We start from the raw sequence: 12,400 nt of genomic DNA, 5'->3' as shown, positions 1-12,400 counted from the left end.
ATGTTTGCCCCCTCAATCGGTTAACAAGGCACCTTAAAGCCGGATTTCGTTGTGGGCAAACACACCGTAATCCGGATGCCCATAAAGAAAAAGGCCCGCTGGACGGGCCTGTCGATGAGGTAGCGCAATACTCAGTTGCTGACCATGCCATCCCCGCTCAGCTTGATCTTGTCGCCGACCTTGAACTCGGCCTTCTCTTCCGGCTTGTTGAGTTTGACCTTCTGCACCTTGCCGTTGTTGAGCTTCACCGTGTATTCGAAGTACTGCTTGGTCTTCAGCGCTTCTTCGGCCTTGTAGCCGCCATAGGCGCCTGCCGCGGCACCCGCGACGGTGGCGACCTTGTTGCCGTCGCCCTTGCCCACTTGCTTGCCGAGCAGGCCGCCGACCAGCCCGCCGGCTACCGCGCCGACTGCCGAGCCTTCGCCCTTGACTTCATACGGTGTCACCGCCGTGACCACGCCGCAGTCCGCGCACTTGGCCGCCGCATCGCGCTGCTGGCGGGCCTCGGCGAGCTGCGCCTGCATATCCTTCTTGGCGGCCGATTTGCACTTGGCCTGGGCCGATTTCGCCTCGGTCGCACAGGCCTTGACCGCGTCCTTGTACTTGGCGTCGATATCCTGCTTGGCCGCGCTGTAGTCGGCCGTGGCGTCGGCAAATGCAAAACTCGTGGCGGAAACGAGCAATGCGGCAAGCATCAGTTTGATTTTCATGGTGACTCCTTGTGTTGTCGGGATATTGCCTGGCGCTATTGTTGCCACGAAGGCAGTTAACCTTTGATGAACGGCCGGCGCATATATATCACATCGCGACATGGCCCGGTTGTGCGGCCACCCGCGCCAGCCAGCTGCGGATCGCCGGGTAGGCGTCGAGACAGAAACCGCCTTCGTGTGCCTTGTGGGTATAGGCATAGAGCGCGATGTCGGCGATCGAGTAGCGGTTGCCGACGAAATAGACCTGCTTGCCCAGGTGCTGCTCCATCACGTCGAGCGCCTTGTAGCCGCCCTTCATCTTGCTGGCGAGCTCGGCCTCGCGGCTCGCCGGGCGGCCGAGGAAGACATGGATGAAACGCGCCACGGCGATATGGGGCTCGTGGCTGTATTGTTCGAAGAACAGCCACTGCATGACCTGGGCCTGCTCCAGGCGGCTGGCCGGCATCAGCTCGGTGCCTTGCGCCAGGTAATAGAGGATGGCGTTCGATTCCGGCAGGAAGGTGTCGTCGTCGATCGCCAGTACCGGCACCTTGGCGTTCGGGTTCATGCGCAGGAAGGCCGGCTGCAGATGTTCGCCGTGCATCATGTCGACCTCATGCCACTCGAACGGCAGGCCGAGTTGGCTCAGGGCGAGTTTGACCTTGTAGCAGTTGCCGGACGGCGAGACACCGTAAGCGTGGTACATGCGGGCTCCTTGGGTAGCGGGGTTGCGAACCATTCAGCATGGTCCATGCGGCCCCCGCCGACAAGGAACAAAGCGGTATCGCCGCCACCGACACAGTCCAGCGCCCGATCAGGCGCCGCAACACGCGCTGTAGCACAAGGCGTGCGGGCGCGGTCGGCGCGAGCTGGCGGGCTATGCTAAGTGTGGCCAGGCTGCAAGGTGCACATGCTTGGCCGCGTGATGCCTTGCGCTTATCGGTTCGTCAGCCCGCCTTGAGCGTGCCGGTGAGGCGGAAGCGCTCGCATGCCTTGACCAGCTCGGCGCAGATGCCGGGCTCCCAGGCGGCGTGGCCGGCATCCGGCACCACGATGAATTCCGCTTCGGGCCAGGCCTGGTGCAGGTCCCAGGCCGATACGGGCGGGCACACGCCGTCGTAGCGGCCTTGTACGATCACGGCCGGTAGGTGGCGGATGCGGTCGATATTGGCGAGCAGGCTGTTGTCGGGCAGGAAGATCTTGTTGACGAAGTAGTGAGCCTCGATGCGCGCCAGTCCCAGCGCCACGGTGTCGTCGTCGAAGTGGCCGTGCAGCAGGGCCTCGTCCGGCAGCAGCGTCGAGCAGGCACCCTCGTAATGGCTCCAGACATGGGCGGCCGGCATGTGCACGGCCGGGTCGGGGTCGGTCAGGCGGCGGTAGTAGTTGCCGAGCAGATCGCCGCGCTCGGCCTCGGGCAGATAGCTGCTGAACTGCTGCCACTGTTCCGGGAAGAATTGGCGGATGCCGTGCATGAACCAGGCGATCTCGCTGTCGCGGCACAGGAAGATGCCGCGCAGCACCAGCCCCAGGCAATGTTCGGGGTGTGCCTCGGCGTAGGCGAGGGACAAGGTCGAACCCCAGGAGCCGCCGAACACCAGCCAGCGTTCGATGCCGAGATGTTGGCGCAGCCGCTCGATGTCGGCGATCAGGTGGGGCGTGGTGTTGTCCTTGAGCTCGCCGAGCGGCGTCGAGCGGCCGGCACCGCGCTGGTCGAAGATCACGATGCGGTAGAAGTCGGGGTCGAAGAACTGCCGGTGCTTGGGGCTCGCGCCCGCGCCGGGGCCGCCGTGCAGAAAGATCACCGGCATGCCGTCGGGGTTGCCGGCCTCCTCGAAATACAGCGTGTGGGTGGCATCGACGGCCAGTCTGCCGTGGCGGTTGGCTTCAAGCGGTGGAAAGAGTTGGGTGCGCATGCGATCTCGATCTTGGTTATTTTGGTGTGTTGGTCCGTGATTCGGCGACGGCGTGCCCGCCTTCGCCCTGCAGGCGCTTCGTCAACCAGGCCCGGCGCGCGTCGTCCCAGATGGGCACGGCCGCAAGCACCAGCAGCCACAGCGCGAGCGGGATCGTGGTGGTGAAGCCGAAGTGCTGGAAGGCCAGCGCGCCCACCACGCCTCCCGAAAAGAATAGCACCAGCAGCGTGATGTGCAGCCGCAGCTTGTCGCGGTTGGCGTGGACCATGTCTTCGTCGGGCCCGGCCGAGCGGTTCCAGTAAATCAGCTTGCCGAGCTCGATGCCGATATCGGTGACGATGCCGGTGACGTGCGTGGTGCGGATCACTGCTTGCGACACTTTGGTGATCATCGCGTTCTGGCAGCCCATGATCAGGCACAGCAGCGTCACCGTGAGCGGGATGTAAAATGGCGCGTCGTCCATCAGCCGCGCGCCCATCACGCCGAACAGCAGCAACAGCAAGGCCTCGAAACCCAGCGCCAGCGCGTAGGTGCTGTGCAGGCGCTGGCGGCGCGCCCAGTTGATGAGCAGGGTCGACAGCATGGCGCCGACGATGAAGGTGAGCAGCGCGACGAGCGCCGAGATCACTGCCGCGATGTGGCCGAGCGCCAGGTTATCGGCCATCAGCGAGACGATGCCGGTCATGTGCGAGGTGTACTGGCCGACGGCCAGGAAGCCGCCGGCATTGACCGCACCGGCGTTGAAGGCGAGCGCGTAGCCGAGATGGCGGTTGGCTCGCTGGTTGCGTTCCAGGCCGGTCAGGCTGCGCAGGTAGGATACGGGCATGCCCTGATTGTACGGCGCGGCGCGGCTGTCAGGTAGCCCTGGTTAGACGCTGCGGGTGAGGCCGCCGTCCACGCGCAGGTTCTGCCCGGTGATGTAGCTCGCTGCGTCCGACAGCAGGAAGGCAACCGTCGCCGCGATCTCGTCGCTGCGCCCATAGCGCCCCAGCGGGATGGCCGCCACCCGCTCGGGTTTTTCCGGCAGGCTGTCGATATAGCCCGGCAGCACATTGTTGATACGGATGCCGGCCTTGGCGTAGCGGTCGGCGAACAGCTTGACGTAGCTGCCGAGCGCTGAACGCATGCAGCCCGAGATCGGGAACTGCAGATCGGGCTCGAACGCGGCAAAGGTCGAGATGTTGACGATCGCGCCGCCGCCCTGGGCCGCCATGATCGGCGTGACCAGACGGGTGATGCGCACCACGTTGAGCAGCGCGATGTCGAGGCCGGCATGCCACTGCTCGTCGCTCAGCGCGAGCAGATCGCCCTTGGGCGGGTGGCCGGCGCTGTTGACGACGGCGTCGATACGGCCGAACTCGGTGTGCGCGAGCTCGACGAAGCGCGCCAGCTCGTCGGGATTCGTCACCGAGCCGGTGAAGCCGATGCCGCCGAGCTCGCGCCCCAGCGCCTCGCCTCGGCCCGACGACGACATCACCGCGACACGATAGCCGTCGGCGGCGAGTTTGCGGGCGATGGCCGCGCCCATGCCGGAGCCGGCGGCGGTGATCAGAGCGGTTTTCTGTGTCATGACGGGTTTCCTGTCTGGATGGGGGCTGGCAGCCGCGCAAGCGCCGGCCAGCCGTAGTGGATTTCGTGCAGCAGGGTGCCGCCGAGCTCGAAGGCCTGCTCGGCACCGGCGGTGGCACCCATCGCTGCGTAGAATTGGCGGGCCGGCAGATTCTCGCGGATCGCCCAGGCATGCATCGCGCGATAGCCTTGCCGCCGCAGCGCCTCGGCCATCGTCAGCAGCAGCGCGCGGCCGATGCCCGCGCCGTGGCAGGCGGCAAGCAGGTAGAGCGCATGCAGCTCGCCATCGTGTACTGGCGCCGCATCGCGGCTCGCGCCGCCATCGGCGAAACCGACCACCCGCCCTTCGACCACCGCCACGAAACACAGCGTCTCGCCGCGTTTCAGGACTTCGCACCGGTCGGGCAGCAGCCGGGCCGCGTCGAGCGACGCCAGATAAGCGTCAGGCACGATGCCCGGGTAGGTCTCGCGCCAGCTCTGCGCGTGCACCGCGGCAATGGCGGCCGCATCATCGAGTGCGGCGGGCCGGATGTGCCAGCGGCTCAGAACAGGCTCCACAGCATCTTCGCGCCTATCCCGAGCAGCAGCACGGCAAAGGTCTTCTTCAGCGCCGCCACCGGCAACCGGTGCGCCGCCCTGGCGCCGAGGCCGGCGGTCAGCACGCTCATCGCCGCGATACCGGCCAGCGCGGGCAGGTAGACGAAGCCGAGTGTCCATTCTGGCAGATCGCGCCCCACGGCGAGGCCGTTGACGACATAGCCGGCGGCGCCCGCCAGCGCGATTGGAAAGCCGATCGCGGCCGAGGTGCCGATGGCTTCATGGATCTTCACATTGCACCAGCTCATGAACGGCACCGACAGCGAGCCGCCGCCGATACCGACAAAACTCGACACCCCGCCGATCACATTGCCGGCTGCGAACATGCCGCCCTTGCCGGGCAGCTCGCGGGATGGCTTCGGTTTGACGTTGGCCAGCATCTGGATGCCGACGTAGAACACGAAGGCGGTAAAGAATATCTTCAGCGGCCGTGTCGGTAACTGGCTGACGATGGTGGCGCCGACTAGGGTGCCGAGCAGGATGCCCGGCGTGACATCCCTGACGATGCGCCAGTTCACCGCGCCGCGCGCATGGTGGCCGCGTATGCTCGACAGCGAGGTGAACAGGATGCTCGCGAGCGAGGTGCCGAGCGCCAGGTGCAGCACATGCGGCAGATGCTGAGCCTCGAAGGCGAACACCAGCGCAGGCACGATGACCAGGCCGCCGCCCACGCCCAGCAGGCCGGCGAGAAAGCCGGCACCGGCGCCGACGGCAAGGTAGAGCGGAAAATACGTCATCACTCGTGCAACTCCCTGATCATGATGTGGACGCTGTCCTCGATCGCCCCGCGCAGCCAGGGCTTGTGGCCGATCGTGCGGTAGCCGAGGCGGGGCCAGAACGCGAGCGCCGGCCGATTGTTGTCGACCACGGCGATGCGCAGCGTGCGGCCGCCCTGGCGCCGTACCGCCTCGCCGACCGCGCGTTCGAGCCTGCGGCCGAGGCCGCGTCCACGCCAGGCCTGGTCGACGATGAACCAGGCGAGCATCCACACGCCTTCCACCGGGTAGTCCTGCTGCAGCCCGGCGGCGCCGATCAGCGCGGCGTCGGCGAAGATCCCGATCAGCGCTTTCTCGTCGGCGGTGTGGCCTGGCGCGCTGGCCGCAAAAATCTCCCATGCGCAGTCCGGGCCGGGCGGCGCGTCGTCGCACAGTTCGAAATGGTCGGGATTGGCCTCGTAGAAGGCCTGCAGCGTGGCCAGGTCGGGCTTGCCGAGGCGCCGGCAGCCAAAGCCGGGCAGGTCGATCGCCAGCCGGCTCACAGCAGTTTCTCGATCAACGCCCAATGCTTTGGGTCGACCGGCGTGATCGACAGGCGGTTGCCGCGCTGCAATACCATCATGGTCTCGAGCCCCGGGATGTGGCGCATCTCGGCCAGCGGCATGAGCCGGGTCTTCCTGGTGAGCTGCACATCGACGTTGAACCAGCGCGGCTTGTCGCGGCTCGACTTCGGGTCGTGGTAGTGGCCGCCGACCTCGAACTGCGTCTCGTCCGGATAGGCTTTCCGGCTCACGCGTGCGATGCCGACGATGCCCGGCTCGCGGCAGCTCGAATGGTAGAACAGCACGAGATCGCCGACCTCCATCTGGTCGCGCATGAAATTGCGCGCCTGGTAATTGCGCACGCCGTACCAGGCCACCGTCTGGTTCGGCATCGCGGCGAGATCGTCGATCGACACATCATCGGGTTCGGATTTCATCAGCCAGTAGCGCATGCTTGCTTCTCCTAATCGTCCGCTTCCACCCGCTCGCCCGACTCGGCGAGCAGCCATGAGATGGCAAAGCCGGCGCTGGGCGTGGTCTTGCGCCGCACCAGCGGGCTGTCGGCGAATGGCGTGCCGTGCAGGTCGTCGGCTCGCGCAAAGGCACCGAACCACCATTTGCCGCTGCGTTTCGAGGTCGACAGCGTGAGCTGCATGCCGTCGTAGCCGCCTGCGGCGTGGTAGGCCGGGCGTGCGGTGGTGGCGTAACTGTCGGCCACCGAGTAGAAATAGTCGTGGTAGCGCTGCGTGGCAAAGCTCGGGCCCAGTTGCAGCGCGCGTTTCCAGCCGTTGCTGGCGTCCCAGTCGAGATTCAGGCGCAGCGCGGCGGTCGCGCCGATGTCGCGTGGCTGGCGTTCCACCGTGAATACGCTGCGCAGCGGTACGGTCAGCGTCGGCTCGGCGCCGAGCCATTTATCTTGCGACAGTTTGAGCTTGAGCGAGCCGCCGAGCTCGACCGTGGGGCGCAGGTCCGGCATGCCCTCGCGTGCGTGATTGTGGCTGCTGTCGACGGGCGGCGTGCCGTTGGCGCTGAGCTCGAGCTCCCAGCGCTCGCTGCGCGCGAGCAGGCCGCGCAGCGCCTCGCGGTCGACCTTGAGGCGCTCGCCGCGGTAGACGAAATAGGGAATCGGCAGCAGGTAGCCACGCTGCTGGTCCGCGCCACGGTAGTCGGGCAGCGTCAACAGCGCGGCGCCGACGCCGGCCTCCCACAGCGGGAGCTGGTCGGCCAGCGCCAGGCCGGGGGCGGCCAGGCAGAGGAGGGGCAGAAGGTGTAGGCGGGTCACGGAGCAGGCAGGCGGATGCGAATGCCCGGAGTTTGCCGCAAACGCAGGCCTGCTGCCAGTGACACGCAGGTGCTGTAGCGCAGCCTATCTGTGACGCTTAGTTGGTCAGCGTGCCGCTGCCGGTGAACACGGCCAGGTCGATGTAGCGCGAACCACGGCGGCTGTTGCCGTTGAATTCGACGAGATAGCCGCCGAGATCGAGCTTGCGCGTCGCGGCGATGGCGTGGCTCACCGTGGCAGGGTCGGAGCTCTTGCTGTTCTTCAGCGCATCGACCAGGTATTTGGCCGCGATATAGCCTTCGAGCGAGGCATACGACGGTGCTTCGTCGCGATAGGTCTTCATGGCGCGCACGTGTTCGCGTGCGATCGGCGACACCGGGTTGAATGGTGATGGGGCGAGTGTCGTCACCGCGACACCCTGCGCGGCCTTCGGGCTGCCGAGGAATTCGAGCAGCGTCTGATGGTTGATCGACGACAGCGCGAAGAATTGTGTGCCGGGCGACAGCTTGCGGTATTCGCGGATGAAGTTGGCGCTGGCGATCGTCGGTGCGGCGAGGACCACCGCCTGCGGTTGTGTCTTGAAGATCTGCTGTGCGACGGCGGCGCTGTTGCTGCGGATGTCGGCCACATTGGCCACCGGCCTGAGCCCGGCTTCGGCCAGCGCGGCTGCGAGCGACTGCCCGCCGCTGCGGCCGAGGTCGTCGCTGCCGTGGTAGATGGCGAGCCGGTCCAGGCCGAGGCCGCGGGTCTGGCGCACGATCTTGCGCGCCTCGTCGGCCTGGCTCGCGCGCAGGTACACGACATTGCTGTCCGCCTGGCTGTCCACGCCGGCATAGGGGCCGACCAGCGCCAGATTGTCGCGTGCCAGCAGGCCATCCTTGGCGACCGCCTCGATGCCTTCCGCGCCCATGTAGCCAAATAGCACGGCCGGCCTGTATTCCTGCACCAGCTGCCGGGTCAGCGCCAGTGTCTGCGCCGGCTGACCCTGGTCATCGCGGAAGACGTGGTTGATGCGGCGGCCGTTGATGCCACCCTTGGCGTTGACCGAGTCGAAGTAGACCTTGGCGCCGGTCCAGAAGTCCTTGCCCGTGTCGCCATTGGGGCCGGACAGGTCCACAACCTGGGCGATGGTGATGATGCCGGAGTCGGCCTGGGCCGGCTGGGCCGGCAGCATGCTGGCCAGCAGGGCGAACAGGGGGATGGCGAAGCGCATGGCGGTCTTCCCTGGGGAAAATAATTATGCGCGCATGATGAAATACTAATGTTGCTGGCAAATGTAGAGCTTTTATTTCAATCGGCGCTATGCGATGGGTGGCGGCGCACGGCTGGCCGCGAGCCCGTCGCTGGCCCGCGTGGACGCTCAGCGGTGCCCGAAGCGCAGCAGCCCGCTCTCGCTCAGCAGGGCGTCGAGCGGCATGTCCCACGGCTCGCGCGGGACGTGCTCGACGCGCTGGCAATCATAGGCCGCGCCGATCAGCCGCGGCTGGCGCCACACCTTGCGCTGGCGCAGGAAGGCCAGCGTCGTGTCGTAATAGCCGCCGCCCATGCCGAGCCGGTAGCCGTGCTGGTCGACGCCGACCAGAGGGACGAACACCAAGTCCAGCCGCTGTGCCGGCAGTGAGGTCGGCGCCGCCACTTCCGGAATGCGGTAGCGGTTGAGCGTCCAGCGGTGGTTGTCATGAATACGCGTGAAACGCATGCGCCGGCCCTGGCCCTTGGGCACGACCGGCAGGTAGCACTCGCAGCCCATCCACAGTGCCTGGTTGATCAACGGCAGCAGGTCGATTTCCGACGGCATCGGCACATAGAAGGCAATGCGCGAGCCACGCTTGAGCAAGCGGCTACGCAGGGCGTGGCGAACCAGCCGGTCGGCGGCATGGCGGCGGTATTGCTGGGAGAGGCTGGCGCGGGCCTGGCGCAATTGTTTGCGCAGCTGGGCTTTTTGAATGGCGGGAGGCGTCGGTGCCATGCGCGGAAAAGAATGGAAGAGGCTCCCCGCCTGTGCCGTCAGACCCGGCATCTTGAACCGTGAGGTTCAAGTGGGTGACCAACCGAGCCCATCAGGTGCGTCGTCGAGGACGCTCACAACAGGGCTCAAGGGATATGCCACCTCAGCAAAGCTATATTGGTTCAAAGAATATAGGGCCTAGGCGAACACCGCAGGGAGCTTGGCTCGATTCTAACACCGGAAGTCTGGCGCGTGAAAATCTTTCGCCGCGCGCGCCCTCATGGCGCCTGCCGGGGGCCGCAACAACAAAGGCCACCCGCGGGTGGCCTTGCCATTCGCCATCTGGCGGCTTAGAACAGACGGTTTTGCTCGAGCATCGCGGTGTCGATCATCTCGTTCATGTGCGCGACCTTGCGCTTGAACTCGCCGAGATCGACGTCGCCGCCCGACACGCGCGTGCTCAGCAGCTCGTGGGTCAGGTTGAGCGCGGCCATGATGGCGATCTTGTCGACGCCGATGATCTTGCCGGCGTCCTTGATCTCCTGCATCTTGCCGTCGAGCATGTCGACCGCCTGCATCAGCACGGGCTCATCTTCTTCCGGGCAGGCGATACGGAACTCGCGGCCCATGATGGTGACGTCGAGATTCTTCATTCGGCCGTGCCTTCAGGTATCGATTGCAGCAGGGTCTGGATGCGGGCCTTGGCGCCGTCCACCTTGTCCTGCAGGCGGCGGTTCTCGTCTTGCGACATGACCAGCGCCTGGCGGATTTCGTTGTTGTCTTGCCGGAGCCGCTGGCACAGCTCGGCCAACTGGGCGATCTTGCCCTCGAGCTCGTTGAGTTCGGTTTTCATGCGCGGAAGTCTAGATTCGACCGGACCTATCGTCAACCTGGCCCGCCTGCCCGGCCACCGGGCCGGTCGGCAGCCGGTGGCTGCGGGCCGGCCAGGGGTGGCCGTCGTAGCCTAGCCAGAGGCCGCGCCGGAACGGGCTTGCGGGCCCGGTGTCGGACTCTCCCGCCATTCCGGCGGCATCCACAGATGGCGCGGATCGCGGTCGTGCACGGTGTCGCGCAGCATGTCGCCCCATTCGTGGAAGGTCAGGCGCAGTGGGTTGTGGCTGTCGATCTGGCGCACGATGCCGTAGACGGGCGCCTCGGTTTCCTCGACGAAGCTGCCGAACAGCTTGTCCCAGATGATCAGGATGCCGGCGTAGTTGCGGTCGATGTATTGCGGATTTCTGGCGTGATGCACGCGATGGTGCGAGGGTGTGTTGAAGAGTTTTTCGACCCAGCCCAGCTTGCCGACCGCCTGGGTATGCACGAAGAACTGGTAGGCGAGCGACAGGCCGACGCACAGGATCACCCAGTCCGGCGTGAAACCGATCCAGGCGAGCGGGATCCAGAACACCCACATGCCCGAGATCGGGTAGGTGAGGCTCTGGCGGAAGGCGGTCGAGAAATTCAGGCGCTCGGACGAGTGGTGTACCACGTGCGATGCCCACATCCAGCGGATGCGGTGGCTGGCGCGGTGGAACCAGTAATAGAGGAAATCCTGTAGCAGGAACAGCAGCGGCACACTCCACCACGCATCGGGAATGGCCTTGAGCCCATGCTGGTAGCACCAGGTGTAGACGGTCTTGACGAACAGCCATAGCACGAGCGCGTCGGCGCCCTGGTGCATGAGCGCCAGGCTGGCGTTGGAGAGCGTGTCGCGCCAGCTGTACATTGGGCGCTTGCCGTGCCAGTACCAGGCTTCCCATGCCACGGTGAGCACGAAGATCGGCGCGAGCGACAGCAGGAGCAGGCCGGGGTCGAATTGCATGATGTTGTTTCTCCTCGTGTTTTCGTTCTGCCCCGCATGCTAGATCGCGGCTGCGAGCGTGTCGATGCGCGATCGCGACAGCACGCTGGCGCGAATTCGGAATGCCACGGGAGAGGCGGACGAGGCGGCTGCCTCGTCCGTTTGGCTCAACGCCGCTTGAAGCGGGCTTCGGCGATGTGCTCGGCCACGGCGCTGGTCGCCTGGCCATCACGGCGGGCGCGCTGGAAGACCTCGTCCAGCGTGTCTTCGATGCGGCGCACGTGGCTGTCGACCTCGGCCAGCGGTTTGCCGAGATAGTCGTAACACACCTTGATGATGCCGCCCGCATTGATGACGAAATCGGGTGCGTAGAGCATGCCCTTGTCGCGCAGCAGCTCGCCGATCTCGGGGCGCGCCAGCTGGTTGTTGGCCGCGCCGGCGATGATCTTGCACTTGAGGCGCGTCAGCGTCTCCGCGTTGACTGTGGCGCCGAGCGCGCAGGGGGCGTAGATGTCGGCCTCGACATCGTAGATCGCCTCGGGCGCCACCACCTCGGCGCCGAGTTCGCGCCGCGCGCGTTCCATCGCGGCCTCGTCGATGTCGGTGACCACCAGCTTGGCGCCGGCCTCGTGCAGGTGCTTGGCATAATGCCAGCCGACATGGCCTAGCCCCTGCAGCGCCACGCGCAGGCCGTCGAAGCTGTCGCGGCCAAGGCCGTGGCGGATCGCCGCGCGCGCGCCGACGAAGCAGCCGAGCGCGGTGAACGGTGACGGGTCGCCGGTCTCGGCCGAGGTGCCGAGCACGTGGCGGGTGCTGGTGCTGACGGCGCGCATGTCGGCGGGCGAGGTGCCCACGTCTTCGGCAGTGATGTAGCGGCCGCCCAGGCGCTCGATTGCCTCGCCCAGCGCCTGCATCAGCTCGGGCGACTTGTCTGTCCTGCTGCTGCCGATCACCACGCTCTTGCCGCCGCCGATGGGCAGGCCGGCCATGGCGTTCTTGTAGGTCATGCCGCGTGACAGGCGCAGCACATCGGTCAGCGCGTCGGCCTCGCTCGCGTAGGGCCACATGCGGCAGCCGCCCATGGCCGGGCCCAGCGCGGTATTGTGGACGGCGATGATGGCCTTGAGGCCGGTTTTCGCATCGTGGGCGAACACCACTTGTTCGTGGCCGTCAAAATCGATATGGGTAAAGACGTTCAACTCAGGCTCCTGTCGGGGCCATCGCGATCGGCTGCGTGACGGGCTTGCCCATGCCGGGCACAGCCTGCGGGAATGACGGGGAGACGCGCAGCCGGTGAAACCGGCCGCTAGTACCGGAAAACGGTAGCAGGGCTTGCGGTCATG

16 protein-coding genes and 1 other RNA gene are annotated in these 12,400 nt (G+C 66.2%); all 17 read right to left on the bottom strand.

Annotated features, from left to right (window positions below):
- Positions 1-131: 131 nt before the first annotated feature.
- The 17 genes from ABWL39_RS18125 to ABWL39_RS18045 all read right to left on the bottom strand — a co-directional run bounded on the left by ABWL39_RS18125 (position 132) and on the right by ABWL39_RS18045 (position 12,256).
- Positions 132-710, bottom strand: coding sequence for a glycine zipper 2TM domain-containing protein (locus ABWL39_RS18125; protein ID WP_367794639.1), 579 nt, complete (start codon positions 708-710; stop codon positions 132-134).
- Between the two features lie 88 nt (positions 711-798).
- Complete coding sequence (locus ABWL39_RS18120; RefSeq protein WP_367794637.1) at positions 799-1,395, bottom strand: glutathione S-transferase family protein; 597 nt, start codon at positions 1,393-1,395, stop codon at positions 799-801.
- A gap of 241 nt (positions 1,396-1,636) precedes the next feature.
- Entirely contained in the window at positions 1,637-2,602 is a 966-nt protein-coding gene (gene pip, locus ABWL39_RS18115; RefSeq protein WP_367794634.1) for a prolyl aminopeptidase, read from the bottom strand.
- A gap of 16 nt (positions 2,603-2,618) precedes the next feature.
- A complete protein-coding gene (locus ABWL39_RS18110) occupies positions 2,619-3,428 on the bottom strand; it encodes a YoaK family protein (protein WP_367794631.1) in 810 nt (269 codons plus the stop codon).
- A 42-nt stretch (positions 3,429-3,470) separates the two neighbouring features.
- Positions 3,471-4,172, bottom strand: coding sequence for an SDR family oxidoreductase (locus tag ABWL39_RS18105; protein ID WP_367794628.1), 702 nt, complete (start codon positions 4,170-4,172; stop codon positions 3,471-3,473).
- Positions 4,169-4,729, bottom strand: coding sequence for an N-acetyltransferase family protein (locus ABWL39_RS18100; RefSeq protein WP_367794625.1), 561 nt, complete (start codon positions 4,727-4,729; stop codon positions 4,169-4,171). The genes ABWL39_RS18105 and ABWL39_RS18100 overlap by 4 nt, the downstream gene beginning before the upstream one ends.
- The gene (locus ABWL39_RS18095; protein WP_367794792.1) at positions 4,714-5,505 is read right to left on the bottom strand and encodes a sulfite exporter TauE/SafE family protein; all 792 of its coding nucleotides are present in this window, start codon (positions 5,503-5,505) and stop codon (positions 4,714-4,716) included. The genes ABWL39_RS18100 and ABWL39_RS18095 overlap by 16 nt, the downstream gene beginning before the upstream one ends.
- The gene (locus tag ABWL39_RS18090; protein ID WP_367794622.1) at positions 5,505-6,026 is read right to left on the bottom strand and encodes a GNAT family N-acetyltransferase; all 522 of its coding nucleotides are present in this window, start codon (positions 6,024-6,026) and stop codon (positions 5,505-5,507) included. Before ABWL39_RS18090 ends, ABWL39_RS18095 begins: the two co-directional genes overlap by 1 nt.
- A complete protein-coding gene (locus tag ABWL39_RS18085) occupies positions 6,023-6,478 on the bottom strand; it encodes an EVE domain-containing protein (protein WP_367794619.1) in 456 nt (151 codons plus the stop codon). Before ABWL39_RS18085 ends, ABWL39_RS18090 begins: the two co-directional genes overlap by 4 nt.
- A gap of 11 nt (positions 6,479-6,489) precedes the next feature.
- On the bottom strand, positions 6,490-7,308 hold the full coding sequence (locus ABWL39_RS18080; RefSeq protein ID WP_367794616.1) for a MipA/OmpV family protein: 819 nt from the start codon (positions 7,306-7,308) through the stop codon (positions 6,490-6,492).
- 97 nt (positions 7,309-7,405) lie between these two features.
- The gene (locus tag ABWL39_RS18075) at positions 7,406-8,521 is read right to left on the bottom strand and encodes an ABC transporter substrate-binding protein (protein WP_367794613.1); all 1,116 of its coding nucleotides are present in this window, start codon (positions 8,519-8,521) and stop codon (positions 7,406-7,408) included.
- A gap of 147 nt (positions 8,522-8,668) precedes the next feature.
- Positions 8,669-9,277, bottom strand: coding sequence for a 5-formyltetrahydrofolate cyclo-ligase (locus ABWL39_RS18070; protein ID WP_367794611.1), 609 nt, complete (start codon positions 9,275-9,277; stop codon positions 8,669-8,671).
- A 19-nt stretch (positions 9,278-9,296) separates the two neighbouring features.
- A non-coding RNA gene (ssrS, locus tag ABWL39_RS18065) (6S RNA) lies at positions 9,297-9,477 on the bottom strand.
- 129 nt (positions 9,478-9,606) lie between these two features.
- On the bottom strand, positions 9,607-9,909 hold the full coding sequence (locus ABWL39_RS18060) for a cell division protein ZapA (RefSeq protein ID WP_367794608.1): 303 nt from the start codon (positions 9,907-9,909) through the stop codon (positions 9,607-9,609).
- On the bottom strand, positions 9,906-10,109 hold the full coding sequence (locus tag ABWL39_RS18055) for a hypothetical protein (protein WP_367794605.1): 204 nt from the start codon (positions 10,107-10,109) through the stop codon (positions 9,906-9,908). The genes ABWL39_RS18060 and ABWL39_RS18055 overlap by 4 nt, the downstream gene beginning before the upstream one ends.
- A gap of 111 nt (positions 10,110-10,220) precedes the next feature.
- Complete coding sequence (locus tag ABWL39_RS18050) at positions 10,221-11,078, bottom strand: sterol desaturase family protein (RefSeq protein WP_367794602.1); 858 nt, start codon at positions 11,076-11,078, stop codon at positions 10,221-10,223.
- A gap of 146 nt (positions 11,079-11,224) precedes the next feature.
- Positions 11,225-12,256: a Glu/Leu/Phe/Val dehydrogenase dimerization domain-containing protein gene (locus ABWL39_RS18045; protein ID WP_367794599.1), complete on the bottom strand. Its 1,032-nt coding sequence runs from the start codon at positions 12,254-12,256 to the stop codon at positions 11,225-11,227.
- Between the last annotated feature and the right edge of the window lie 144 nt (positions 12,257-12,400).

This window comes from Chitinivorax sp. PXF-14, assembly GCF_040812015.1.
Taxonomy (GTDB): domain Bacteria; phylum Pseudomonadota; class Gammaproteobacteria; order Burkholderiales; family SCOH01; genus JBFNXJ01.
The sequence above is the reverse complement of the archived record's forward strand: the minus strand, read 5'-3'. Positions and strand labels throughout refer to the sequence as shown.

What these genes read in the sequence shown, in the direction of transcription:
- ABWL39_RS18060 (WP_367794608.1), bottom strand. Translation starts at nt 9,909, where the DNA reads ATGAAGAATCTCGACGTCACCATCATGGGCCGCGAGTTCCGTATCGCC.
- ABWL39_RS18050 (WP_367794602.1), bottom strand. Translation starts at nt 11,078, where the DNA reads ATGCAATTCGACCCCGGCCTGCTCCTGCTGTCGCTCGCGCCGATCTTC.
- ABWL39_RS18120 (WP_367794637.1), bottom strand. Translation starts at nt 1,395, where the DNA reads ATGTACCACGCTTACGGTGTCTCGCCGTCCGGCAACTGCTACAAGGTC.
- ABWL39_RS18125 (WP_367794639.1), bottom strand. Translation starts at nt 710, where the DNA reads ATGAAAATCAAACTGATGCTTGCCGCATTGCTCGTTTCCGCCACGAGT.
- ABWL39_RS18070 (WP_367794611.1), bottom strand. Translation starts at nt 9,277, where the DNA reads ATGGCACCGACGCCTCCCGCCATTCAAAAAGCCCAGCTGCGCAAACAA.
- ABWL39_RS18055 (WP_367794605.1), bottom strand. Translation starts at nt 10,109, where the DNA reads ATGAAAACCGAACTCAACGAGCTCGAGGGCAAGATCGCCCAGTTGGCC.
- pip (WP_367794634.1), bottom strand. Translation starts at nt 2,602, where the DNA reads ATGCGCACCCAACTCTTTCCACCGCTTGAAGCCAACCGCCACGGCAGA.
- ABWL39_RS18095 (WP_367794792.1), bottom strand. Translation starts at nt 5,505, where the DNA reads ATGACGTATTTTCCGCTCTACCTTGCCGTCGGCGCCGGTGCCGGCTTT.
- ABWL39_RS18110 (WP_367794631.1), bottom strand. Translation starts at nt 3,428, where the DNA reads ATGCCCGTATCCTACCTGCGCAGCCTGACCGGCCTGGAACGCAACCAG.
- ABWL39_RS18105 (WP_367794628.1), bottom strand. Translation starts at nt 4,172, where the DNA reads ATGACACAGAAAACCGCTCTGATCACCGCCGCCGGCTCCGGCATGGGC.
- ABWL39_RS18075 (WP_367794613.1), bottom strand. Translation starts at nt 8,521, where the DNA reads ATGCGCTTCGCCATCCCCCTGTTCGCCCTGCTGGCCAGCATGCTGCCG.
- ABWL39_RS18085 (WP_367794619.1), bottom strand. Translation starts at nt 6,478, where the DNA reads ATGCGCTACTGGCTGATGAAATCCGAACCCGATGATGTGTCGATCGAC.